19 protein-coding genes are annotated in these 24,732 nt (G+C 62.7%); 10 read left to right on the top strand and 9 right to left on the bottom strand.

Annotation, left to right across the window (positions count from 1 at the left end; translation table 11 throughout):
• The first annotated feature begins 50 nt into the window (after positions 1–50).
• From NDB2M4_RS10245 to lpxD, 3 genes are all read left to right on the top strand, one after another.
• Positions 51–1,706, top strand: coding sequence for a GMC family oxidoreductase N-terminal domain-containing protein (locus NDB2M4_RS10245; protein ID WP_072374230.1), 1,656 nt, complete (start codon positions 51–53; stop codon positions 1,704–1,706).
• A 146-nt stretch (positions 1,707–1,852) separates the two neighbouring features.
• A complete protein-coding gene (locus tag NDB2M4_RS10240; protein ID WP_072375015.1) occupies positions 1,853–2,263 on the top strand; it encodes a Rieske (2Fe-2S) protein in 411 nt (136 codons plus the stop codon).
• 467 nt (positions 2,264–2,730) lie between these two features.
• Positions 2,731–3,804 carry a UDP-3-O-(3-hydroxymyristoyl)glucosamine N-acyltransferase gene (gene lpxD, locus NDB2M4_RS10235; RefSeq protein ID WP_072374227.1) on the top strand — a complete coding sequence of 358 codons (1,074 nt, stop codon included), beginning with the start codon at positions 2,731–2,733 and terminating at the stop codon, positions 3,802–3,804.
• Positions 3,805–3,825: 21 nt separating this feature from the next.
• Here the strand turns inward: lpxD and NDB2M4_RS10230 are convergent, their stop codons facing one another.
• The 3 genes from NDB2M4_RS10230 to NDB2M4_RS20460 are packed head-to-tail and all read right to left on the bottom strand — an operon-like array spanning position 3,826 to position 4,563.
• Positions 3,826–4,095 (bottom strand): hypothetical protein, encoded by a 270-nt coding sequence (locus NDB2M4_RS10230; protein ID WP_139247191.1) that lies wholly within the window; start codon positions 4,093–4,095, stop codon positions 3,826–3,828.
• The gene (locus tag NDB2M4_RS10225; protein ID WP_280173532.1) at positions 4,092–4,442 is read right to left on the bottom strand and encodes a GcrA family cell cycle regulator; all 351 of its coding nucleotides are present in this window, start codon (positions 4,440–4,442) and stop codon (positions 4,092–4,094) included. The genes NDB2M4_RS10230 and NDB2M4_RS10225 overlap by 4 nt, the downstream gene beginning before the upstream one ends.
• Complete coding sequence (locus NDB2M4_RS20460) at positions 4,363–4,563, bottom strand: hypothetical protein (protein ID WP_072374218.1); 201 nt, start codon at positions 4,561–4,563, stop codon at positions 4,363–4,365. The genes NDB2M4_RS10225 and NDB2M4_RS20460 overlap by 80 nt, the downstream gene beginning before the upstream one ends.
• Before the next feature lie 491 nt (positions 4,564–5,054).
• Here NDB2M4_RS20460 and NDB2M4_RS10215 point away from each other — a divergent pair, with 491 nt between their 5' ends.
• On the top strand, positions 5,055–5,264 hold the full coding sequence (locus NDB2M4_RS10215; RefSeq protein ID WP_072374215.1) for a cold-shock protein: 210 nt from the start codon (positions 5,055–5,057) through the stop codon (positions 5,262–5,264).
• A gap of 282 nt (positions 5,265–5,546) precedes the next feature.
• Entirely contained in the window at positions 5,547–5,792 is a 246-nt protein-coding gene (locus NDB2M4_RS10210; protein WP_072374212.1) for a hypothetical protein, read from the top strand.
• Positions 5,793–5,807: 15 nt separating this feature from the next.
• On the opposite strand, the gene NDB2M4_RS10205 is transcribed toward NDB2M4_RS10210, so the two are convergent.
• Positions 5,808–6,743: an RlpA-like double-psi beta-barrel domain-containing protein gene (locus NDB2M4_RS10205; RefSeq protein WP_072374209.1), complete on the bottom strand. Its 936-nt coding sequence runs from the start codon at positions 6,741–6,743 to the stop codon at positions 5,808–5,810.
• 173 nt (positions 6,744–6,916) lie between these two features.
• On the opposite strand from NDB2M4_RS10205, the gene hrpB reads away from it, so the two are divergent.
• The gene (gene hrpB, locus NDB2M4_RS10200; RefSeq protein WP_171988071.1) at positions 6,917–9,391 is read left to right on the top strand and encodes an ATP-dependent helicase HrpB; all 2,475 of its coding nucleotides are present in this window, start codon (positions 6,917–6,919) and stop codon (positions 9,389–9,391) included.
• Between the two features lie 55 nt (positions 9,392–9,446).
• Here the strand turns inward: hrpB and NDB2M4_RS10195 are convergent, their stop codons facing one another.
• The gene (locus NDB2M4_RS10195; RefSeq protein ID WP_139247190.1) at positions 9,447–10,289 is read right to left on the bottom strand and encodes a hypothetical protein; all 843 of its coding nucleotides are present in this window, start codon (positions 10,287–10,289) and stop codon (positions 9,447–9,449) included.
• A 402-nt stretch (positions 10,290–10,691) separates the two neighbouring features.
• The gene (locus NDB2M4_RS10190; RefSeq protein WP_072374204.1) at positions 10,692–11,447 is read right to left on the bottom strand and encodes an outer membrane protein; all 756 of its coding nucleotides are present in this window, start codon (positions 11,445–11,447) and stop codon (positions 10,692–10,694) included.
• A 270-nt stretch (positions 11,448–11,717) separates the two neighbouring features.
• Here NDB2M4_RS10190 and NDB2M4_RS10185 point away from each other — a divergent pair, with 270 nt between their 5' ends.
• Positions 11,718–12,557, top strand: a complete 840-nt coding sequence (locus NDB2M4_RS10185) for a TorF family putative porin (RefSeq protein ID WP_139247189.1) — start codon at positions 11,718–11,720, stop codon at positions 12,555–12,557.
• Between the two features lie 2 nt (positions 12,558–12,559).
• On the opposite strand, the gene NDB2M4_RS10180 is transcribed toward NDB2M4_RS10185, so the two are convergent.
• Both NDB2M4_RS10180 and NDB2M4_RS10175 read right to left on the bottom strand, forming a co-directional pair.
• A complete protein-coding gene (locus tag NDB2M4_RS10180) occupies positions 12,560–16,621 on the bottom strand; it encodes a Pls/PosA family non-ribosomal peptide synthetase (RefSeq protein ID WP_072374198.1) in 4,062 nt (1,353 codons plus the stop codon).
• Positions 16,622–16,676: 55 nt separating this feature from the next.
• Positions 16,677–17,414, bottom strand: a complete 738-nt coding sequence (locus NDB2M4_RS10175; RefSeq protein WP_072374195.1) for a 4'-phosphopantetheinyl transferase family protein — start codon at positions 17,412–17,414, stop codon at positions 16,677–16,679.
• Positions 17,415–17,730: 316 nt separating this feature from the next.
• On the opposite strand from NDB2M4_RS10175, the gene NDB2M4_RS10170 reads away from it, so the two are divergent.
• The 3 genes from NDB2M4_RS10170 to NDB2M4_RS10160 all read left to right on the top strand — a co-directional run bounded on the left by NDB2M4_RS10170 (position 17,731) and on the right by NDB2M4_RS10160 (position 23,343).
• On the top strand, positions 17,731–18,390 hold the full coding sequence (locus NDB2M4_RS10170; RefSeq protein WP_244536123.1) for a M23 family metallopeptidase: 660 nt from the start codon (positions 17,731–17,733) through the stop codon (positions 18,388–18,390).
• 200 nt (positions 18,391–18,590) lie between these two features.
• A complete protein-coding gene (locus NDB2M4_RS10165; RefSeq protein ID WP_072374189.1) occupies positions 18,591–20,897 on the top strand; it encodes a Tex family protein in 2,307 nt (768 codons plus the stop codon).
• A 499-nt stretch (positions 20,898–21,396) separates the two neighbouring features.
• Entirely contained in the window at positions 21,397–23,343 is a 1,947-nt protein-coding gene (locus tag NDB2M4_RS10160; RefSeq protein ID WP_072374186.1) for an acyl CoA:acetate/3-ketoacid CoA transferase, read from the top strand.
• 62 nt (positions 23,344–23,405) lie between these two features.
• On the opposite strand, the gene NDB2M4_RS10155 is transcribed toward NDB2M4_RS10160, so the two are convergent.
• Positions 23,406–24,719: an HlyD family secretion protein gene (locus NDB2M4_RS10155; protein WP_072374183.1), complete on the bottom strand. Its 1,314-nt coding sequence runs from the start codon at positions 24,717–24,719 to the stop codon at positions 23,406–23,408.
• Positions 24,720–24,732 lie beyond the last annotated feature (13 nt).

Genomic DNA, 24,732 nt, shown 5'->3' with positions numbered 1-24,732 from the left:
GTCTCTGAGAGAACCGTCGAACGGATATTTTCTCTGGAGGTCGAGCGCGCATGCCCTTTGCCACAAAGACAATCTCTGCAGCGATGCCCGGCTACGATGCCATCGTCATCGGGTCAGGTTACGGCGGAGGCGTGGCGGCCTGCCGGTTGGCGCGCATGGGGTTCAAGGTCGCCGTGCTCGAGCAGGGCCGTCATTGGCGCCCGGGCGAGTTTCCGACGACAGCGAAGGCGCGTCGCGCAGAGACGCGGCTGACAGGGCGCGCACCGAAGCTCGGTGATCCAGCGGGCCTCTATTACTTGTCAGTCGGCAAGGGGCTGACCGTGTTCGGTGCTTCGGGTCTTGGTGGCGGCTCGCTGATCAACGCGGGGATTGCGCTGCGGCCGGATCTGGCGCGGCTGCGCAAAGCAGGCTGGCCTGAGGCTGTGATCGACGACGGCCTGTTCCTGCGGGGAATTGGACTTGCCGAAGAGATGCTCGACGTTGCTCCCGTGCCAGGTCCGGCGCGGTTCCCCAAGTATGCCGGGATGTGCCGAACTGCCGAAGCGTCGGGACGTTCGGCGCTGTTGCCTTCGATGACGATCACTCATACGCCGGGCGTGAACATCTCCGGCGTGAAGCAGAATGCGTGTGAGCACTGCGGAGACTGCTGGTCGGGTTGCAACGCGGGCGCAAAGAACACGACCGGTGTCACCTACGTGGCCGATGCGGTGAGCAATGGTGCGTCCGTGTTCTGCGAAAGCCGAGTGCAGTCGATCGCAAAGACGGCGCGTGGCTGGGAAGTGGTCGTGCAGGACTTGTCGATGCCGGGCGCCAGCGTCCGCTTGGAAGCGCCCATCGTCGTCCTGGCCGCGGGCACACTGGGGACCAATGAACTGTTGCTGAAGGCGCAGCAGCGGGGGCTCACGCTCTCCGACAAGCTTGGTCAGAACTTCTCGGCCAACGGCGACGACCTCGTCGTGGCGGGCAATCTCGAAGTGCCGGTCAATGCCGTGGCGACCGGCTTCCCGTCACAGCGACCGGCAGGCGGACCGCCTGTCGGCCCGCACAGCATGGCGATGATCGATCTGGGCGATGAGGATGGGCCGGTATGGGTGCATGACGGCACGATGCTCACCATGATGGCTGCGCTTGCGCCGCTGAAGGAGTTTCTGCAGCTGAAGGTGGGCACGGCTTTGCAGCTGTTGTGGCAGGGCGTTTACGGCGATCGCTTGAGCCGCGCACAGCTCTTCTATGTCGTCTCGCATGACGATGCCAGCGGCCGGTTGGTGCTGAAGAACGGTAGCGTTGTGGTCGAATGGCCCGGTTACAGCGCGGCGCCGGAACGCTTGCGCGCAGAGCAGAAGGTCAAGTCGCTGATCGAAGCCATGGGTGGGGAGTTCAACGCCAACCCATTTGCGATGACGGCATTCGGTGGCAATCGCATCATTGCGCATCCGCTGGGTGGGTGCGGGATGGGTGAGAGCGTCGAGCACGGGGTCGTGGCGCCGGATGGACGCGTGTTCGATCCTGAGAAGGGGCCCGTTGGCGTGCACGAAGGGCTCTATGTGTGCGATGGCGCGGCAGTTCCGACGGCGGTGGGTGTCAGTCCGCTGCTGACGATCACGGCACTCGCCGAGCGCGCCATGATCCTGGCGTCGCGGCAACTCGGCAGAACGCTCGATACCGACATGCAGCCGCTTCTCCCGCTGCGCCAGGCCGCCATGTAGGGCGGTTCCAGCGCCGTGCTCTATCGATGCCGTGCGCGTTGGTGCGGCACGTATCTTGCTGCTTCAGCTCAGAGCTATGGAATTCGTGCGGTGTGTGGGCTTCCCTACAACGGGCGCTCGCTCCGCTGGCTGGAAAGGCGCGCGGCATGGACGAGCTATTTGTCATTTGTTCCACCTTCGAGGTCGACGACGGCGGGGCGCGCGGTTTCGTTCTTGCGCGCCCGGACGAGGCAGGCAGCAGCAAGCCCTGGCCGATTCTGGTCACGCGCAAGGGCAACAATTTTTATGGGTTCGAGAATGCTTGTCCGAACGATGCCGCGCAGGTCGATATGGACAACGAGGGAAATTTCCTGGTGTGCGGAAAGTGCCGGTCGCAGTTCGACATGGACACGGGATATTCGTTCAGCGGCGCTAGTCAGGGAAAATCGCTGACGGCGTTGAGGGTTGTGGTCGATGAAGGCGACGTATGCCTGACGGGCGTGAAGCTGGCTGAAGAGGACGGGCTCAATCTCGATGATTCGGAAGGTGCGCCCGAGGTGATGATCACGGGTGACTAGGTTTGGGATTGCTGCGCTTTTACGCGAGGGATGCACTCTGCGTCGCAGCGTCCAGCCGCAGTTTGCCAACCGTCCCAAACCAGCATAGGTTGGCGGCATCGTAGGCATAGAGCCCGCAGGCGCCTGCGACCGAGAGATGCTTGTGCTCCCGCCTGTACGGCAGACCGGGAAACCAGATGCATCACGGGCTAGGCAGATTTCAACCCGCTGCACTCATTGGCAGCTCCCGCCAATTTCCGTCGGCGACGCTGATGCGGTCGTTGTGAGCAGGACCCGCGAGGGTAAGATCGCTGTCCTCAGGACACGCCCGCTTGGGGTTCTGCCGCTCGTTTCAGGAATCGTGTTTGTTGCCGGTATTCTCGTCCTTTACCCAACGACACCGGGGTAGGTGTGCACGTATATCGTCGGCTGCCTAACTCTTCCTGCTCGATCCAATGAACGCAACTGACCTGCCTGGAAGGCGAGGAATGCAAGCAGCACGATATACAGACCATCCGGGCTTCTTCACGAGGTCGGGGCCATTTCCTTTGCCGGTCATCGCTGACAAGCTGGGCGCGGAACTCGAGCAACTCGCGGCGGGAAGCAGCGAGATCGAAGACGTCAAGCCGCTGGGTAGCGCGGGACCGCAGCATCTCGCCTTCTTCGACAACCCAAAATATATCGATCAACTCGCGGCAACCCATGCCGGCGGCTGTCTCGTTGCGCCGTCGTTTGCCGGCCGCGTGCCGGCGGACACTGCGATACTGAAGACCAAGACGCCCTACAGCGCCTTCGCTTTTGCCTTGCGTCTCTTTTATGCCGACGCGTTGCATCCCATCGCAGCGAGGCTTGAGGACGAGCGCGGGCGCGGCACGCTTATTCATCCGACTGCGCGCATCGAGCAGGGCGTGAAGATCGAGCCCGGCGCGATCATCGGGGCCGAGGCACAGATCGGCTCGGGAACGACGGTGGCGGCTGGCGCTGTCGTGGGCTATCGCGTCGTCGTTGGATCAGATTGCTACATTGGGCCGTGTGCGACGCTCATGCATTGCTTCATCGGCGATCGTACTATCCTGCATGCTGGCGTGCGCATCGGCCAGGACGGATTCGGCTTCGCCATGAGCGCGAAGGGGCACTTGAAGGTGCCGCAAGTCGGACGCGTGATCGTCGGCGACGATGTCGAGATCGGCGCCAATTCCGCAGTCGACCGCGGAGCGCTCAATGACACGGTGATCGGCGAAGGCACCAAGATCGATAATCTTGTGCAGATCGGTCATAACGCCATCATCGGTCGCCATTGCGTTCTCGTGGCGCAGACGGGCATCGCTGGCTCAGCGCAACTTGGCGATTTCGTCGTTATGGGTGGTCATTCGGGCGTCGTCGGGCACGTCAAGATCGGCGACGGCGCGCAAATTGCGGGCATGGCGCATGTGAAGGACGACGTGCCGCCGGGGGCCCGCATGGGCGGTACCCCCGCTGTGCCGTTCAAGGAATGGGCGCGTGAGGTGGCAACGCTGAAACGACTGGCGGCTGCGAGCCGGAATGGTTCAGGAGCTGCTTAGCCCGAGAAGGTGGCAGCAGGCTTAGTCTGCCTCACCGCGCGGCAATGGATAGTCGGTGCTGTCGTAGAGCGCCTGGATGTCGGCAAACTCGAAGCGCTCGTCGCCGACCTCCATGACGGTGCCACGCTGTAGCATCTGCGGCAGCTCCTCCACGGCGAAGCGGATAGCCTCAGCACTGCTCGTGAAGCGGCGATAGCTCATAGGGCCTTTGCCCTTGCGAAAGCTGCCGCTCGAGTAGATTTCGGCCGGTGCCTCGAACGCGAATTTGCTGCCGGTTGGCTCCATGCTCATTCCCAGTTCCGGTTCTGGATCGGACGTGGACGAGCTGGCGTGCTGGCCTGCGCGGTATGCTTTTTACAATACGGGTGGCCGTCGCTCGCGTGCTCCCCACAGAAGTGGAAGCCAGCAATTTGGGGATCGCCGATCGGCCACCGGCAGTCATTGGTGCCCAGTGTTGCGACCGTCTTGCGCACGGCAGCTTTCTTGTCCTTCAAAACCGTCGCGTCATGGGGCATTTCAGTTGTGCTTTCCATTGGTTTGCGCGCTCGACCGAGCGCTTTAGAGTGGTGATGTCGTCTGCAAGAGCTCGCTTTCGCGTGCGACGCGCTCGAAGGCCTCGTTGATCGTCTTGATGCGATAGAGCTGCTCGCCGCCTTCATTGGGCAGCACGCGCAGCACTTTATAGGAACGCACCGAGGCGGGGACTGCCCGGCTGGTTGGCACGAAGTCCGCCATCTGCCCGACCTTGAACTTAGCCATGTAATGCCTCCGATGTTGCCGCAGAATTGCAAAGAACCAGGGCGGCAACGGCGTTGTCGACACCAGAGAGCGATGCATTGCAGATGTTTGGCCGCGGAAGTACGGCGGCATAGAACGGCTGTTCCGTCGCTGAGAGTGGCTGGACCAACGCTTCCTCGCTTTGAAAGGCGGGAGCGCACAAAGCTCTCAGCACGGAAGCCCGAATGATTTGTCCGTGATGCGATAAATATAGGTATTAGTGCACTGTTTGTCCATCGCAGTGACCTTTACCAAGCTTTGTACGGAAATATATTAAGCGTTGAGGCTTGCGCGGATGGCTGCAATCCGGCATGGATTGCTATCGACTTGTGGCCGGATGACCGAGCCGTGGCGTTTGATGCCAAGCACAACGCCTCGCTTCTTTTGACCTTCCATTCTTCGAAAACACAGGGCCGGATTGCGACACGACGTGTCGCGCCGGTTCGTTAGTATCGCTACCGACTGAGGACGTCATGGATAACGGAACAGTGAAATTCTACAACGCGCAGAAGGGCTACGGCTTCATTGCGCCTGATAACGGCAGCAAGGACGTGTTCGTTCATGCGTCTGCACTCGAGCGGGCTGGGATCGGTGGTCTCGCCGAAGGTCAGAAGGTCTCCTTCGACACGGCCGAGGACCGCAGAAGCGGCAAGATCGCGGTGCAGAACATCGAGCTCGCGTAAGAACATCGGAGCGCGAGCGGGCTATCGAGTTTCGCTCGCGTTCTTCTATAGCTTGGAATCAAGACGTTGCGCTTGATCCATGTGCGCTCGACATGAGCGCGATCGATCGTCGCCATGGCCGCCATTTTTCGGACGGCACACCCATTCCGCGATCGTCATCGCGGTGGCGCTACTTTAACCCATAGTGCTTTTTGAACGCTGTCGTTGTACGTCGGGGCGGCGCTCGTCGAATTCGATGTGACGGGTGGTACGTGCTGCAGGTTCGCGGATAGGAGAGGAACAATGGCTCGCAAGCCTTCTAAGGCCCAATCCGAGTTCGTGCTTTTCGATGTCTACTATGAGGATGGGGCGCGCACTTCCAACCGCAAGGTGCCGAGCTCCGAGCTCGGCGGCTTTGAAGGCGATGAGCCTGCCAGAGCCATCATCGAGGCGCAGGACGCCGAGATCGCAGAGCGCTCCGGCGTCAGCCGGGGACGGATCAAGCTGATCGAAAGAGCTGGCGCGAAGGCCAAAGTGAAGGCGAAGTAAGGCCGGCGTCGCCAATCAGTTGCCGGCATCCGACTGCGGAGCTTCGGGTCTATTCGTTCCGGCAAGCTGTTTGAGGAAGGCTGCGCGGCTGACAGGGCGTGGCCCTTGAACCAGCTGTACCGACGGGCTCTCCACTTCATCGCTGCCGGTTGCGCCGCGGCTGATTGGCCGGGGCGGAGAACGCAACATCACCATTTCGCTGGCAAGCGACGGCGAAACTGCGAGTTGCGGTTTCGGCACCGATGCGACCTCGGGTGCGGACGTGCTCTGCGGAACCGCGGCGAACATCTCGTTGTCGCCGCGAGTATCGAAGCGTTCGCGCGCGGCGATCAGTGCGCGGTCGACCGTCTCGAATTTTCCGATGTGGCCGGGGACCTTTGCGTAGGCGCGGCGGCGCACGTAACTGGCTTCGGCTTTGGTCGGTGACTGCAACACGGTGATGACGAGCGAGGCGACGCCCTGTTTGCGGAAGCCGAGTTTCTCAGCGGCGGCGCGCGAGACGTCGAGTTTGCGCTTGCCGCTGTAGGGGCCAGCGTTGGTGATGCGAAGCACCGACGCGTCACCGGTGTCGGGGTTGTAGGCGAGAATGACGGTGCCGTCGGGGAGTAACGGGCTCGCGGCGTTGTCGGGTAGATCGGCGCGGAATACGGTGCCTGAACTCGTCAGGCCGCACGGATTCAAGGGGTCACGCTCGCAGCTGTCGTAGTAGGAAGCGAGCACGTAGCCGCGCCAGCCAACGAGGGTATCGGTTTGCGCCAATGTGCCGACGCGGTGGCAGTAGCCGTGGAAGCAGTAGCGGCTGCCAGGAGATTTGGCGTCGGCTACAGGCGGTGAAATAGCGATACCGGTTAAAATCAATGCTGCGACGGCGGACGAAGCCAATAGCGGGTGCCACCGACGGGTGGCGATCTTCGAGGCTGCAGAGCGCAGCGGATACGTCTTCCGGGGCATGTGGGGCCGGTCGATTCGCTGAAGTCAGTGTTCGACTTGCGAAAGAACCGTGGCAATTGTTTGAGCAGGGCCCATCAGAAGGCGGCTTCTGCCGGTTCTGAGGCTCATTTCAGCTTGCTGGGGCGGGGGCTCGTGCACTTGCGCGGGCGATTTCGTTGCTGGATATAGCGGCCATGAATTTCGCCGACGCGCTGCCGATCGATGCCGTTCTGGATGATGTCCGCCGCACTCTTTCGGCGCGGGCATCGGCCGTGCTCGTGGCACCGCCGGGGGCAGGCAAGACAACGCGCGTTCCCCTGGCCCTGATGAACGAAGGCTGGCTGAAGGGCCGCAAGATCCTGGTGCTGGAGCCGCGCCGGATCGCTGCGCGTGCTGCGGCCGAACGCATGGCGCAGTCTTTGGCGGAGACTGTCGGAGAGACGATCGGGGTGCGCGCACGCATGGTCTCAAAGTCGGGACCGAAGACGCGCATCGAGGTCGTCACGGAAGGCGTCTTCACGCGCATGATCCTCGATGATCCCGAGTTGCGCGGGATCGGCGCGGTGCTGTTCGACGAATTCCATGAGCGTTCGCTCGATGCCGATGTCGGACTGGCGCTCGCGCTCGACGCGCAGGGCGCGCTGCGCGATGACCTGCGTATCCTGGCGATGTCGGCAACGCTCGATGGCGCGCGCGTTGCGGAACTGTTCGGCGGTGCGGATGTCATCGTCAGTGAGGGGAGGGCGTTTCCGGTCGAGACGCGTTATCTCGGGCGCGATGCAAATGCGCGCATCGAGGATCAGGCGACGGATGCAGTGATGCATGCGCTGCGACAGGAGACGGGGTCTATCCTCGTGTTTCTCCCTGGGCAGGGCGAAATTCGCCGGGTCGAGGAGCGACTGAGGGAGCGGATCAGCGATCCTGCCATCATGGTGGCGCCGCTCTATGGCGCGATGGATATGCGGGCGCAGGATCTCGCACTACAGCCTGCCGCCAAAGGGCAGCGCAAGGTGGTGCTGGCGACGTCGATTGCCGAGACGTCGATCACCATCGAGGGGGTGCGTGTCGTTATCGATAGCGGGCTTGCGCGCGTCCCGCGGTTCGAGCCGGATGTCGGCGTAACGCGGCTTGAAACCGTCCGGGTGTCGCGGGCAGGCGCCGATCAGCGCCGAGGACGCGCTGGGCGAACGGAGCCCGGCGTTTGCTATCGCTTATGGGACGAGCCGCAAACGCAGAGCCTGCCCGCGTATGCCGAGGCGGAAATCCGCTCGGCCGATCTTTCGGCGTTGCTGCTCGACTGTGCCGAGTGGGGCGCGAGCGACCCACGCTCGCTGCGCTGGCTCGATCCGTTGCCGATCACGGCCATCGATGCCGCGCGCGAGGAACTGATGGAGCTGGCGGCGCTCGATGCGGAGGGGCGCATCACTGCGATGGGGCAGCGGTTACGGTCGCTGCCGTTGCCGCCACGGCTCGCACGCATGGTGATCAGTGCGGCGGAGCGAGGCCACGCCGAGGAAGCGGCGGACATCGCGGCGGTGATCGTAGAGCGCGGGCTCGGTGGCAATGACGTCGATCTGGTGCATCGGTTGGAGGGGTTTCGCCGAGACCGCTCGCGCCGCGCAAACGACATGCGCAAACTGGCGGCGAAGTGGGCTCGGATCGCTGCGAAGAGTGCCGGCTCGCGACAGGCAGGCGAGGATCTATCCGTTGCGCAATTGCTGGCGCTCGCGTTCCCCGAGCGGATCGGCAAGTCGCGTGGCGGCAGCGGGCAATTTCTGCTGGCTAATGGGCGCGGCGCAAATGTGGAGCCGACGCATCCTCTGGCGCGGGCGCAATTCATCATCGCGGCAGAGCTGTCGGGCAAGGCTGCGTCGACGCGCATTCTGCTGGCGGCAGCAGCGGATGAGGCAGAGGTGATGGCCTCTGCCGGGGACCGTATCCGCGAGAGCGATGAGATCGAATTCGACGCCCAGGCGGCGGCACTGAGATCGCGCCGAGTGCGCCGCCTCGATGCAATCGTGCTGGCCAATGAGACGCGTGCGCTGGCGGCGAATGATGAAACCGCGCGGTTGCTCGCGGAGGGCATCGCGCGATTGGGCATAGATCGCCTGCCCTGGAGCAAGACGCAATTGCAGTTGCGTGATCGCGTGGGGTTCCTGCGGGCTGCAGGCGAGGACGCTTGGCCCGACCTGACCGATGCGGGCCTTTCTATTGCGGTTACGGATTGGCTGGCGCCGTTTCTAACGGGGAAGACGAAACTTGCCGAGATCGGCGCGGATGATCTGGGCGCGGCGCTCGATACGCTGCTGCCGTGGCATCTGAAGCAACGTCTCGAGGCGGAGGCGCCGACGCATTTCGAAGTGCCGACCGGAAATCGGCATGCGATCGACTATGAGAGTGCGGGGGCTCCGGCGCTGCATGTGCGCGTGCAGGAGCTGTTTGGATTGACGCAGCATCCATCCATTGCAGATGGCAAGCTGCCGCTGACGCTGCATCTATTATCGCCCGCGCACCGGCCCATCCAAATCACGCGCGATCTTCCCGGATTCTGGAAGGGCTCGTGGGCTGCGGTGCAGGCAGAGATGAAGGGACGCTATCCGCGCCATCCTTGGCCGGACGATCCGGCGTCGGCGCCCGCAACCGCACGGGCTAAGCCGCGGCGATCCTAATCGGCAGCGCAGCAGCGCGCCGGACGCCCCAGACCAGAGCTGCGGTATGCTCGTTCTAATGCCTTTTCATGCCTGCGAGGCGTCGAAGATCTATCCACGCGTCAGCGAGGCGACGGAGGTGCCGGGCTCTGCCCACTGGCATGTACATCGCGTTGACGGCGATCGCGAGCTGGTTCGCGATCGCTTCGTAGTGGTCGTTCCATTCTTCGGTGCGCTTCGGCTTTGTCCATGTGGTGAACTCGGCCGCCGGGGAAATATTCCATTCCGTCGCCAACGCCAGGTTCTTCGGCTCGTAGACCGAGCGCAGTTCCTCGAAGATGTCACCCGTAGTGAAAGGCGTGTCGGCGGCGGTTCCCACTTCATAGACGGCACGCAGTAGCTCTGTGCGCCTGGCTGAGCCTAGGGTTGGCGAGAGGTTCATCAGTCGCGTGATTTCCGTCTCAAGGCGAGTGAGCGACGCGTAACGCGGAACGTCGCTCGAGCAGAGGGTGTCGGCAGCTTCGTCGGCTCCGACTGTCTGGCAGAACCAGCGGGAGATGCCTGGTCCCTTGGTCATATCGTCGAACGAGGCGGCTATGAATTCACCAGAGAAGCCGGTGTCGCGAAGAAAGCCGAAGCGCCTCTCATAATCCAGCAGTGCTGAACCTTCGTCTTTGAGATACTTCCCGAAATCGCGTGTCTCGCCATGCCGATTACCTGCAACCTGCTGCCGATAGAAGCTGTCGATCCATTTGTCCTGGCGACGTAGGGTTATGATGATCGAAACGGGGCCAATGCCCTCGAGATCGCGGACGAGTGCGCTAACGTGTTGAGGCGCAGTAGTGCTGAGGTTCTCGGCCGATATAAAGACGCGTCGAGGCGCAGTGGATGCTATTTCTTCGGCGAGCGATCGGACCATCGAGTTGCGCTCACTCGGCGAGCAAAAACCGTTGTGCCCGGGTAAGCCGTTCGCTTTTGGGCCGTGATGCCTGGGAGCGGATAGTCCAGTGTTTGGAAAGAGCAGACGGTCGGCGCTGAGGAGAAGCTGTCGATGCTTCTGAAGCAGCAATTGCAGGAACGTTGTGCCCGTCTTGTGAATACCAACGTGCAGAAATATTTCGGGCCGCATGTCGACGCTACCACTCGCTCCACCGGCTCATGTCCTGAGGCGGACCAACCAGGATCTAGCCTATTCCAGACGTTAGGTGCGATGCGGCGGGCAGGCAAGCTCGCAGGCTTTGACCGCTTAACCGAGCACGTTTCACGGGTTGTGGCGCGGCAGATGCACTCGCCAAATACGCGAATGTGGGGTGCGTAAACGTCAGTCGGCGCGGTTGAATTTGTAGGTGAGGCCGAGCATGCCGGTGAGAAGGCTCGGGTGCTCGCTGTCGCTGTAGCTGTCGCCGAACAGCGTGCCGCTGTTGACCACCTGGCCGTCAAACTCCGAATAGCGCATCTCGCCGCGCAGGAAGACGTTGTGCCCGATCAGTGTTTCCATGCCGAAGCCGACAACGTAGCCGTTGTACGTGATCGATGACTTGCCCGGCAGCACATCGATGGGCCCGGAGGTCGGGTAGATATCGTACCAGCCGTCGCTCTTGAAGTGCGCCTGGGTGAAGCCCGCGAGGAAGTAGAGCATCGTCGTCGGCGTGAAGAGGTATCCGGCGCGACCGCCGATTGACCACTGCCATTCCATTGTCAGCTCATCGTCGATGGCGTCGCTGCTGCCGGTAGCCGTCGCCTTGTAGGTCTGGCTGATGTCCGTCCAGTCGAAATCGGCGAACACTCCGAGGACAAACTTTTCCTTGATCTGCCGATCGGCGCCGAGAAGAAAGCGAATGAGACCGCCCTGAGCGGATTGCCCGCTAAAGCTGGTGCTGAAAGTGTCGCCGCTGACATTCTCACTATAGTCGTCGCGGGTGGATGCTTGGCCGTAGCCAGCGCCGGCGCCGAGATAGATACCGCTCCAGATCGGCGCCGCCGGTGCCTTGAACGATTTGGGATCCTCGTAGCCGTCTGCCAGTGCGGAACCAGCGATCGCTAGCGCGAAGGTCAGTCCGAGTGTCAGTCGTAGCATGCCAATCCCTCGTTATTTTCGGCGGCTGTGTACGCCTTTGCTCATTCGGCGAGCTTTGGTTGGAAGTGGCGGTGATTCGGGTGGGATGTCGAGGCGCTCGCCCACCGGTTTTCCACCTTGTGTCCTCAGTGTTACTCGTCCGACGCAACCCGCCTTCGTCGCGCTCTAGCGTTTGTCGGAGCAGCGCGAATCGGGTGTCTCTCGGTTTGAGCGTATGCGTACGGAAGAAAATCGAGAAAAAGACTTGCTCCGGTGTTGCAGGAGGCATTGATGCTGCGGACGGAAGTTCTGAAGGCGATCCGAAATCTTGTCGGGTGCGCTGTATTTATGATGCTTCTGCCCATGCAGCATGCTCATGCCCAGCCGGCACAAGCGCAGACCGGCATTCCGTCGCTGGAAATCCTCGACGACAATGAAGAGAACGCGAAGGGTGCCAAGTTCACCGTGAACGTGGGCCTCGCTTCGGACTATCGATTCCGCGGGTTCAGCGACACGGATGGCAGCGCGGCGATCCAGGGCGGCGCTGACTTCAAATACGATTGGTTCTATGCGGGCGTGTGGGCGACGAACGTCAACTTCGGCGTCTTTCCGAACCTCGACAACGCGTTCGAGGAGTCAGGCGACTACTCGATCTATAGCTGGGTGGGCGCGAACAAGAAGTTCGGGCGGACGGAGCTGGATGGCGGCTTTATCTATTACGCCTATCCGAACGCGGCTGGCTGGGCTGACCTCGACTTCTTCGAGTTTTACGGCTCAGTGAACTACGATCTCATCCCGAAGGATCTCGTCGGCGGCGTCACGCTTTACTACTCTCCCGACTATCAGGGCGGCGTGGGTCGCAACTGGATCATCGAGTCCTCGCTGGTGAAGTACCTGCCGAAATTCGGCGACGACTGGCAACCGTCTGTCAGCGGCATGCTGGCTTACAGCGACGGTGAGCCCAGCAAGGGCGGCATCGATTACTGGTATTGGAACGTCGGCGCGTCGGTTGTCATCGATTACTTCGAGTTCGACCTGCGCTTCTACGATACGTTCGACGTGCCCGGATACATCGATTGCTCCAACGTGTGCGACGGCAAGGTCGTCGGGCGCATCACATTCGAGAACTGATCTCAGGCGGCGCGCGGCAGCTCCACATAGATTACAGGCGTTGCCGGAATTGGCGGCGGTTGGAGTTGCTCCAGGTCGCTGGCTCTGCCGCGCGCAATCTGCTCGCACGGAATGCCCGCCCACACACTGCCGGAAGGGAGCGTTTCACCCTTCATCAGCACGGAGAGCGGCGACAGTTTGGCGCCGGCGTGCATTTGTGTGTCGTAGAGCACCACGGCCATGTTGCCGATAGAGCAGCCGCGACCGATGCGAAGCGTGTCGGCCTTGAAGACGCGATCTTCGAAAAGATGGTTCTGGATGGTGGCGCCGAGGTTGAGCGCGGCGTGATCGTCGATATGGACGAGGTCGAACTCTGAAAACAGGGTCGTGTCGATAAAGGTCCAGCTTCCGACCTTGCAGCCCATCATGCGCAGCGCCGGCGCGGCCATTCGGGTTCCGAGAAGCGGTGTCATGACGATGGCGACGACGCCTTCGTAGAGCGCGTTGACCAGTTCGTTCACCCAGACGAAGCGGCACCATAGCGGGCGCACGGTTGGCTCGAGCGTGCCCATGAGCGCCTTCTTGATCAGCGCAATCATGAGAATGGCGTTGAACGATGCGGCTGCATTGAGAGCCGGCACCGCGAGCACGACGCCCCACAGCGGCAAGTTCTGCCAGGCGATGACGAGCCCGATCGCGAGAAGGATCAGATTGAGCATCAGGATCGTGCCCGGGGCGATGACACGCACGGCATCGATAAAGGCGCGCTGGCGCTGCATGGACCTCGTCGGCGCAAACGTCGTCGCTTCGGGGAAGCAGCAGTCCTGCTGGCGATGTGGCAGCTTGAAGGAGGGCGCGCCGAGCCAGGCGCTATCGTCCGGCACGCGCGTGGCGCTGGGCGGGGTGGACGAGACGCCGATCAGGACGTCGTCGCCGACGATAGTGCCGCCGGGGACGAGCGCGCTGTTGCCGATGAAGGTCTTGGAGCCGATGGCAACCGGAGCTGTCTGCACGTAGCCGGCGTGGATCCGCTGGCCGCCGACAAGGCAGGCGTCAGCGAGGAAGCTGCCGTCGCCGACCTCGAGATGATCGGGGCAGATGTGAGCGACAGTCGAGATTTCCGAGCCGTGGCCGATGCTGGCGCCAAGCTTGCGCAGAAACGCGGGCAGATAGACGGTCGCGTACAGCGGCATCATGATCTGCCGCGTATTCTCCATCAGGTATTTTGCGAACCAGTGGCGCAGGTAGGCGAAGCTGTACTGGCGGATGGTGCCGGTCTCGAGCCTGCCGATCAGGTAACGCTTCACGGCGATGGTGCCGAGCAGATAGCAGGCGACCGACAGCGGCACCGACAGAAGTGCAGCCGGGATCGTCCACAGAGGGCTGGCGAAGTACAGCGCTGCCAAGATCAGCAATGCGGACGGGGCGATGGTTGCCAGCAGGAAATAACCCATCGCGTAAATGAGGGCGAGGTGCAGAAAGCCGAACAGGAAAGCGCGGCCGAAGCGCGGCGGCGGCGTCAACTGGTCGCCGGGGGCGCGCACCGTTGCGTGCAGGGCGGGTGATCCGGCGCGCATTTCGCCGGGGTCGAGCGCGGTGCCGTCTGACAGCGCCGACATGTCGTCGAGGCGTGCGCCGTCGCCCATGAGAGTGTCGAGGCCAAGATTGCAGTGCATACCGACGAAGCAATCGCGGCCGATGTCGATCGGAGCGATGACCAGCATGCCATCCTCGACGCGGCAGCCGAGGAGCTGCGTTTCGGTGCCGATGCTGCTGCCGCGACCGATGGAGACGACATCGAAGGCGAGGCAGTGCGAGGTTGCAAGCGTGACGCCGCGGCCGATGCGGGCGCCCATGGCGCGATAGTAGAGGCTCATCAGCGGCGTGGCGGCGAACATGTCGGACCAGGCGAGCGCCTGGAAGCGCGTTACCAGCCACCAGCGATAGTAATAGAAGCCCCAAACCGGGTAGCGCCCGGGCTTATAGCGGCCGATCACCAGCCATTTGATAGCGATGGTGAGCAACACCATCGACGGCCAGTAGCCGAAGCCGAAGACGGTGGAGATGGAGGCGGCTTCCACCCAGGTGATGTTGCCATTGTAGATCGCGGTGGTGAGTAGGATGGCGAAGCTGATAGGCGCGGATTCGAGAGCGTAATAGGCGAGAACGCAAACGCCCTGCAGCCAACTAACGAGGGTGCGGGTGATGGGCCCGACACTGGCGAAGGCGAGTTCGCTGGGCGTCACCAATGCTTCGTCGGCCGTATGGGCCGGCTCGCCGTTGTCGACGCCGCGTTGGCGCAGCTCGATTGCAAGCGCGCGGACCGTCGGGTGGCGATAGAGATCGCGCACGGCGATCGAGGTGTTAGCGAAGCTGGTTCGCAGCGCGGAGATAGTGCGCGCTGCAAGGAGTGAATGGCCACGCAGGTCGGTGAAGAAATCGTCGGTTACCGAGATTTCTGGGATGCCGAGCGCATCCTGCCATATGCTGACAATGCGTCGTTCCAACTCGTCTGCGGGGCGTTCGATGTTGCCGCGTGTGCGCTTCAGAAGCGTGTGCGGTTCGGGCAGCGCCTTGCGGTCGACTTTGCCGCTGTTGGAGAGCGGAATGTCCGCGATGACGTCGAGATACTTCGGCAGCATGTATTCGGGGAGGACGCGGCTCAGCACTTCGGCGAGCATCCCGGCATCGAGCGTGTCGGCGCTGTCGGCGACTACGAACGCGGCGAGCTCCATGCCCTGCTCGGTCTGGGCAACCTTTACAGCGGCAGCGCGAATTCCCGGCTGCTGCTGTAGTACGGCTTCGATCTCGGACAGCTCGACGCGGAACCCGCGAATCTTGATCTGCCCGTCGATGCGCCCAATGAATTGCAGATCGCCCGTCTCCAACAGGCGGACTTGATCGCCGGTACGATAGAGGCGGCCGTTATCGACAAGCGGCAGGTGGAGGAAGCGCTCGTCCGTCATCTCGGGCGCGTTTACGTAGCCACGCGCGATGGCTGGACCACCGATGTAAAGCTCGCCGACTTCGCCGACGGCGACGGGCTCCATGTCCTCGTCGAGAACGTGGGTGCGATAGCCGGGCAGAGCGTGGCCGATGGTGACGGGCTGACCGGGGATGCATTCAGACAGCGTGGCGACGACGGTGGCTTCGGTCGGACCGTACGTATTGAGCAGTCGGCGCCAGGGCTTTGCCCATCTATTGACGAGTTCGGTCGAGCAGGCTTCGCCGCCGACCACGATGGTCGATACGGTCGGCAGCTCCTGATCGATCATTGAGAGGTATGTCGGGATGGTCGAAAAGTAGGTGATGGCACGCTGCCGGATGAACTCGGCGGCATCGACCGGGGAGCGCGATACGTCTTGCGGCGGGACGACGAGCGTTGCGCCTTGCGAGAACGCCAGCCAGATCTCTTCGACGGAGGCATCGAAGGCGACGGAAAAGCCCTGGTAGATGCGATCGTCCTCGTCGACGCAATAAGATTCCAGCATGCCCTCGATGAAGGCGGACGCGTTGCGGTGCTCGATCATCACGCCTTTGGGGCGGCCGGTGGAGCCGGACGTATAGATGACGTAGCAGGGGTCTTTGGGCGTGAGATCGAGACTGCGGGTCGAGATTGCCGTGGCGGGCAGCTCTTCGATCCAGTCCTTGTCGGAATCGAGAAGGAGAAAGCGTGCGTCGACCGAGTCGCCGAGACGCTCGGCGCCCACGGCATCGGTGACGACGACGCTGGCACCGCAATCAGCGAGAATGGCCGACATGCGATCGGTTGGGAATTTGGGGTCCAAAGGCACGTAACCCGCGCCGGCCTTCAGCGTGCCAAGCATGGCGGCGTAGAGGTCCGGAGACTTGTCGAGGAGGATGCCGACGAGCGCGGTTGGTTCGAGACCGCAGCGCTGCAGGGCATGCGCAATCCGGTTGGCGTAACGGTCAAGCTCGACGTAGGTGAGCGAGGTGTGCTGGCACTCCACGGCGACGCGATGAGGTACGCGGTCGACCTGGCGCTCGAAATAGCGATGCAGGAAACGCGGCGCGGTGGGGTGGCTCAATGGGACGCCGGTATGCTCGGTGCCAACGAAAGCCATGATGCGTTTCCCTAAGTCCTCTTTGAGCTGAGGATCGGTTTGGTTACTTGCCGCGTCAGGCGCGCTTGAGCTCCCTTTCGACGGGTTCATCGAAGGCAAGGCTGATGCTCAGGGCGCCCGACGGGCTTTCGAGCTGCCACGTCGCAAGTCGCGTTCCAAAGCCGCAGTCGTTGGCAGGTGCGCTCATGGCGAGGCCGACTCCGAGCAACTTCGCGAAGGCCTCTTTGGCCGTCCAAGCATGCGAAAACGCACATTCGCGCTGGGCAGGCGGGGCGCGATTAATCATGTCGCGGTCTGTGCTGAGCAGGAAGTCACCGGCGAGGCTGTGCCAGTTGGGCACAGCGCAATGCTCGATATCGAGACCGATGCGCCCCGAAGTGGAGATGGCGATGCACGAGGTTAATCCGGCGTGCGAGATGCTGAAGTCGAGCGCGGGCAGGTGAGGAGCGAGCAGCAACTTGCCGTAGGGGCTTCTGGTGAATTGCCATACCTCCGGCGCGATGGCGCCCTCCACGGCTTGCGTTAACGCTGCGCGCAGCAGGCCGCGCACAGCAAAGCCGCGCTCGCGCGCGTCGCCGCGCAGACGGCTCAGTTCGCGCCAGTCGTCGGCGGTGAGAAGGGTGCGTGGGGCGACAAAGTTATCCTCGCGACGGTCGAGCCGCCATACGGTGACATCTGCAGGAACGGAAGCGGGGAGAGCGACAAGCTCACCGAAGCAAAGCGTATTTGCGGCGCGTTCATGGTTGACGTCGGGCGCGTTGAGTAGTGAGCGCACCGCGGTGTTGGCTGGCATTCATTGGACCTTGCGTACGAGTTCGTACGCGAGCGACGCATGGCGCGTGCCAATTGGGGCTGCCGATTAACCCCTTGTGCACAAATGTGCAGAGCATTTGAAGCAAATGCGCAAAACATTGCGCGTTTTCGTTAACCGTTGACGCTAATTGCCGAATGGATCCCGAGGCGCTTAACGAAGGCGCGATCGCTCCCACATGGGTGGGGCCGCAATCACTGGAGGGGATGTGAGGATCAATATCAGGAGCGTGCTGCGCGTCTCTGCTTGCATTGTGGCGCTGTTAGCATTGCAGCCTGCTGCGCAAGGGAAGCTGTCCGTGAAGAAGGGCTATGACATTACGCGCACGGGGCTGAAGCCGAGCTATCCGGAAGGATATGATTGCTCGCCGTTGACTTCGCTCTACGCGAGTTGGATCGACGTGGATGGCACGCGTCGCGACGAGGTGCATTCGGGCATCGACGGTGGGCGTCTGGGTGATGCGGTGTTGGCGCCGGCGCCCGGCGTGGTGTCGGCGGTATGGAAGGCCAATTGGCAGTGGGGCGATGAAGGCGCTCTGCTCATCCGGCATACGCGGGAGGATCTCAACCTCGATAAGGGTGCGCCGTACTATTACTCGGCGTTCTATCATCTGAAGTACGAGGACGTCGCCAGCTTCAAAGCAGGCGATGAGATCAAGCGCGGACAGAAGCTGGCGAATGTCTTTCGCCCGGGCGGGAAAGCGAAGTACCTGCCGGAAGTGCATCTCGAAGTGTACGAGGTGCGCGATGACGCGGCGACAGTGTGGAAGACGAACAAATATGGCCGCCCCGATTGGGACAACGATACAGCGCGGTTGATCGACCCGTTGTATCTGATGGCGCTGCACGATCCGCCGGACGACGGCGTGCATGTCGTGGTGAAGCCCTACGATGTCGAGTTCGATTTCGGCGACTTTCAGGGTTTCAGTTATATCCTGCCATGCGTGAAGCGCGGGTGAGCAGCGGCATTGCGCAGCGCAATAGCCGTGTGGCGGCCGCCTTACAGAATCGGTGGAAAGAGCGTCCAAGGGTGCGCACGTTGTCTCATTGACGCCACGCGGAGGCCTGCTGCTGGGGCCAGTCCACGGGCGAGCGGTAGCATCTACTTGACCGGCTCGGGGAAGGCGTTGCATGAGCCCCGGGTGGCAAGGAGCGCAGCATGGACAAGATCAATCAACGCATCGCAGCCGAGCTCAACGTTGCTCCCAAGCAGGTCGCCGCTGCTGTAGAGCTGCTGGGCGAGGGCGCGACGGTTCCGTTCATCGCGCGTTACCGCAAGGAGAAGACCGGCGGCCTCGACGATACGCAGCTGCGCAAGCTGGAAGAGCGGCTCGGCTATTTGCGTGAGCTGGAAGACCGGCGCGCACTGGTGCTGAAGACCATAGACGGTCTCGGCAAGATGACGCCCGAGCTTGCCCGTTCGATCAACGGCGCAGAGACGAAGATGGAACTTGAAGACATCTACGCACCGTTCAAGCCGAAGCGGCGCACGAAGGCGCAGGCCGCGCGTGAGGCGGGCCTGGAGCCGCTGAGCGAGACGCTGCTGCAGAACCCCGCTCTCAATCCGGAAGCGGAAGCGGCCAAGTTCGTCGATAGCGAAAAAGGCATCGCCGATACGAAGGCGGCGCTGGAAGGCGCGCGGCACATCCTCATCGAGCGCATTGCGGAAACGCCGACGGTGGTCGGCAGCTTGCGCGAATGGATGTGGAGCGACGGCGAATTGAAGTCGGTGGTGCGCAAGGGCAAGAACGAAGAAGGCGCCAAGTTCTCCGACTACTTCGAGTTCGGGCAGCGCATCAAGGACATCCCCTCGCACCGCGCGCTCGCCATGCTGCGCGGCCTGAACGAGGGCGTGCTGGCGCTGGAGCTCGATATTCCGCACGAGGCGGGGAAGACGCATCCTGCCGAGGGGCGCATCAAGAACGCGTTCGGGATTGCCGATCGTGGGCGCCCCGCCGATGCGTGGCTCGGGGATACGGTGCACCGCGCATGGGCCGACAAGCTGCATGGTTCGCTGCAATCGGGCCTGCTCGCGCGCATGAAGGAGAGGGCAGACGCGGAAGCGATCGGCGTATTCTCGCGCAACCTGAAAGACCTGCTGCTGGCGGCGCCTGCAGGCCCGCGCGCGACGATGGGGCTCGACCCCGGCATCCGCACGGGCGTCAAAGTGGCTGTGGTCGATACGACCGGCAAGGTGGTGGCGACGACGACGATTTATCCGCACGAGCCGCGCCGTGACTGGAACGGATCGCTGGCGACGCTGGCGTCGCTGTGCAAGCAGCACAAGGTCGATATCGTCAGTGTCGGTAACGGAACCGGCGGTCGCGAGACGGACAAGCTCGTCGCCGAGCTGATGGCGAAGATGCCGGAGCTGAAGCTGACCAAGGCGATGGTGTCGGAGGCGGGCGCTTCGGTTTATTCGGCGTCGGAGCTGGCGGCGAAGGAGTTTCCCGATCTCGATGTCAGCCTGCGGGGCGCGGTGTCGATCGCGCGGCGCCTGCAGGACCCGCTCGCGGAGCTGGTGAAGATCGAGCCGAAGGCGATCGGTGTTGGGCAGTATCAGCACGACGTCGATCAGGGCGGCCTGGCGCGCTCGCTCGATGCGGTGGTGGAAGATTGCGTGAACTCGGTTGGCGTCGATGTGAATACTGCGTCGGTACCGCTGCTGTCGCGCGTGTCGGGCCTCAATCAGACGCTTGCCTCGAACATCGTTGCCTTCCGCGACGAGAACGGGGCGTTCAAGTCGCGCGTGGCGCTGAAGAAGGTGCCGCGGCTTGGCGCAAAGGCGTTCGAGCAGGCGGCGGGGTTCCTGCGCATCATGGATGGCAAGAATCCGCTCGATGGTTCGGCCGTGCATCCGGAGGCCTACGAGGTTGTCGAGAAGATCGCAGCGGCGACGGGCCGGCCGCTGAAGTCGATCATCGGCGACAAGGCATTTCTGAAGTCGCTGAAGCCGGCGCAGTTTGCCGACGAAGCGTTCGGCATTCCAACGGTGACGGATATTCTCGCCGAGTTGGAGAAACCGGGCCGCGATCCGCGTCCGGAATTCAAGACCGCAACCTTTGCGGATGGCGTCGACAGCATCGGCGACTTGAAGCCCGGCATGCAGCTCGAAGGCGTCGTGACCAATGTTGCCGCGTTCGGCGCATTCGTCGATGTCGGCGTGCATCAGGACGGGCTGGTGCACATCTCGGAGATGGCGGACCGCTTCATCAAGGACCCGCACGAGGTGGTGAAGGCGGGCGACGTGGTGAAGGTGCGCGTCAAAGAGGTAGACGTTGCGCGCAAGCGCATCGCGCTGACGATGAAGTCGGGTGCAATCGACATCGGCGCCGGGCACCAGGCAGCACGACCGAGTGCTTCGGCTCCGCGCTCGTCCGCTCCGCCTCCGCGGCAGGCGGAACAGTCGTCGGGGGAAAGCGCGTTCGCGGCGGCTCTGCGCAAGGCGCAGGAGAAGGGACGCTAAGGGCGTCCGGCGATCTCGGCGGTGATGCAACCTGAGCGAGGATTCGGGACCGGCACCGCCCGCTCTTCCAACCGATAGTGCGTTCCGGCGTCGATCGAAGGCGTCAGCGATACGCTGAGACGATTTTGCAGGGGTGGGAAATGACTACCCTCCCGGGGCGCGGACGTTGCCGCTGGCTTTGCGGTGCGAACGGTTCGGTCAGAGCGGGAACTTCTATGCCTTCAATGTCGCTATCTGATCGCAACACTTTTGCTTCCATCCGCGTGACGCGATGCGTCTGCTGACGATCGGCACGCAGCGCGCATCTATTTCGCGGGTAGGACGCGGGTGGGTTCTACTGCAGTGCAGCAAAGTCTGCTGTAGTTTCAATGCTCTTCGGCCGTTGCGGGCGTGTGCCGCTACGTCTAGTTTCGGAGGTGTAATAACGAGATCCTGACAGGGGGTTCGACTGGCCGGGACGCCGTCGCATCCTCAACGGACCGGGGAATCTGCTTCAAAAATGAAGAACAAGGTCATTACGGCCTCACAGGCTGTCGCATTGATCAATGATGGCGACGTCGTCTGCACCACGGGTTTCGTGCAGAGCTGCATCCCGGAGATGCTGCACGCCGCGCTGGAACATCGCTACGTCGAGAGCCAGCATCCCAAGGGGCTGACGCTCATCATGTGCGCGGGCGCCGGTGACTCGAAGGGTCTGGGGACGGGGCGCTTGCACCATGAGGGTCTGCTGTCGCGTGTCATCGCGGCGAACTTTGGCAGAATGCCGAAGGTCGCGGAAGCTGCCCAAAAGAACAAGATCCAGGGATACAATCTTCCGCAGGGCGTGATCTCGAAGCTCTATCGCTCGTGCGCTTCCGGGCAGCCCGGTCTCTTCACCAAAGTGGGACTGCACACTTATGTCGATCCGCGTCTTGGCGGCGGCAAGGTGAACGAGGTGACGACTGAAGACATCGTCAAGCGCGTCGAGGTCGATGGCGAGGAGTGGCTGTTCTACAAGGCGACGCCGATCAACGTGGCGCTGATCCGCGCGACGAGCGCCGATCCCTCCGGCAACCTGTCGATGGAGAAGGAAGCGCTGACGCTGGACTGCCTCGCGCAGGCGATGGCGGCGCATAACAACGGCGGCATCGTGATCGCGCAGGTCGAGCGCGTCGTGGCGCATGGTTCACTGAAGCCGAAGGACGTGCGCGTACCCGGCATTCTCGTCGATTGCGTGGTGGTGGCCGATCCGCCGGAAATGCACCGCATGAACTACGGCGTGCATTACAACCCGGCCCTGTCTGGTGCGATCCGCGTTCCCGTCGAGCACATGCCGCGCATGGAACTGGACGAGCGCAAGATCATTGCGCGTCGCGCGGCGTTCGAGCTGCCGCTGAACGGCGCGATCAATCTGGGCGTCGGCGCACCGGACGGTGTCGCGGCGGTGGCTGCCGAAGAGCAGGTGACGCAGTACCTGACGATGACGACCGAGGCGGGCGCCATCGGTGGTGTGCTGGCAGGCGGATCGAGCTTCGGCTCGTCGGCCAACGCCGACAGCGTCATCGATCAGAACCAGATGTTCGATTTCTATCACGGCGGTGGTCTCGATCTCACCTGCCTCGGCGTGGCCGAGGTGGACGAGCAAGGCAACGTCAACACCAGCAAGTTCGGCGGCCGTCTCAACGGCTGCGGTGGCTTCATCGACATCTCGCAGAACTCGCGCGCAGTGGTGTTCGCAGGAACGTTCACGGCGGGCGGCCTGAAGGTTGCCATCGAGGACGGCAAGCTGCGCATCGTGAACGAGGGCCGTGCGCGCAAGTTCGTGAAGGCGGTCGAGCAGATCACGTTCAGCGGTTCTTACGCTGCGTCCAAGTCTCAGCCGGTGATCTACGTAACCGAGCGCTGCGTGTTCCAGCTTACGCCAGGTGGGCTGGAGCTGATCGAGGTGGCGCCGGGCATCGACATCGAGCGGGACATCCTCGCGCACATGGACTTCAAGCCGATCATCAACAAGCCGATGCCGATGGATGCTCGCATCTTCCGTGATGAGCCGATGGAACTCATGGAAGAACTGACCAACCTCAAGCTATGCGAGCGGTGCACTTACGATCCCGAGCGCAACATCCTGTTCCTCAACCTCGAGGGCTGGAGCGTGCGCAAGAAGAGCGACGTCGTCGATCTGCAGAAAGTGCTCGTCGATGCTTGCGTAAAGGCGGGGCGCCGGGTGAATGCGGTGGTCAATCATGACGGCTTCCGCATGGCTGAGGATCTCTACGACGATTACGCCGAGATGATCCAATACATGATGAAGCACTACTACACGACGACGGCGCGCTATTCGACTAGCTCGTTCATGCGGCTGAAGATGCAGGAGGCGCTGAAGCGTCGCGGATTGCAGCCGCATATCTTCGAGAGTGCGGACGAAGCGCACGCGATCGTCGAGGCGTCGCGCTCGGCGGCCGAGTGAAAGCGCAGGCGAGACTAGCCTGGAGATAAAGAAGAGGCGCCGCTGGGGCGCCTCTTTGCGTTCTAGGTGCGTGGCCGCAGGGTTTCTGCTTGCTGCAAGCTGCCCGTGGTCGGGGGCACGGCCATGATGGCCGGCCGCTCGACAGTACCCGTAAGCGGCCGGTCAGCTTCGCCGGGGTCGTTGAGGATCTCCGAAAGCGGCCGCTTGTTCAGCTCCGGATCTCCGAAGTGGTCATCCAACGAGATGACGGGCGTTGCATCTGCGGGCGCTTCCGCCTCTGCACTTGCGGTAGCCGGCGTCTTCTGGCGATGCACCCGAGCCGTTTCGACTTTGTCCTTGCTCGACCACCAAGAGCTGGGGAGAGCGGCCTGGATGACTTCGGAAACGGTGAGGCGGCAGCTGTCCGTGTAGCAGCTGGTCAGACGAACCTTCTCGTCGAGGGCAAAGTCCTGAGGCTTGGTCAGAGACACGCGCACCAGCTGGCCACGGCCGCGCACACGGTTGGGAAGCTGAAACTCGGGCGGCAGGGCGTCGGTGACGGGAAGCACGCGCTCAATGTGTCCGGTGGCGATGCGACCGCGACCCTTGATCGACACTTCCTGACCCTCGGACACATCGAACAGATAGTTCTCCGGGATATAGGCGAGCACGTAGCTGGTGCCGGCGTAGATGTTGGCGACCGGCGTGGTGCCGGCGCTGAGGACCTCGCCGACCATGGCGACGTGGCTGCCAACGTAGCCGCTCGCCGGGGCGGTGAGCACGCCACTGCCGTAGGTGCGCTGCAGGTCAGCGTAGGCTGCCGATACCTGCTGGAGTGCGCCCTGGTTGGCGGTGATTTCGGTCTCCAGCGACGTCTTCTCGGCTTCGAGGGAAAGAAGCTTGTCCATCGCCTGCACCTGGGCGGCGGACATCTGCTGCATCGAACGAGCCAGCATCAGGCCCTTTGTGTTCGCAGTCTCGAGCTTGCTCAAGTAGGCGTTGGTGCTCTCGGCGGAGAGCTTCGCCATCGGGATGAGGGCGTCGACGACCTGGCGGCGTCCTTCGAGCTGGGCAATGCGGCCGGTAACGCGCGCCTGTTCGGCCGCGAGATCGGCGAGCGAGCGCGACATCGCCGCGGAATCGACGACGGCAATCTTCTGGCCGGCTTCGACCCAATCGCCCGGGCGCACGCTGACCTCGCGGATGCGGGCATCCGGCCAGGGGGAGGCGACGGCCACGGTCTGGCGCGTGACGAGCCCGTCGGCGTCGAGCATGAGGCTGCCGCCGCCCAGGGCGTAGACCGAAAGGGCGCCGGCGCTGCCGATGAAGAGGGTGGTCAACACCAGCTTGCGGAGCCGTCTCCACTTAACCTGGCTTGCCTGCAATTGTTCGCTCATGACTTTTCTCGTT

Source organism: Hyphomicrobium sp. NDB2Meth4 (genome assembly GCF_900117445.1).
Classification (GTDB): Bacteria; Pseudomonadota; Alphaproteobacteria; order Rhizobiales; family Hyphomicrobiaceae; genus Hyphomicrobium_A.
This window is presented reverse-complemented; position numbering and strand designations above follow the sequence as displayed.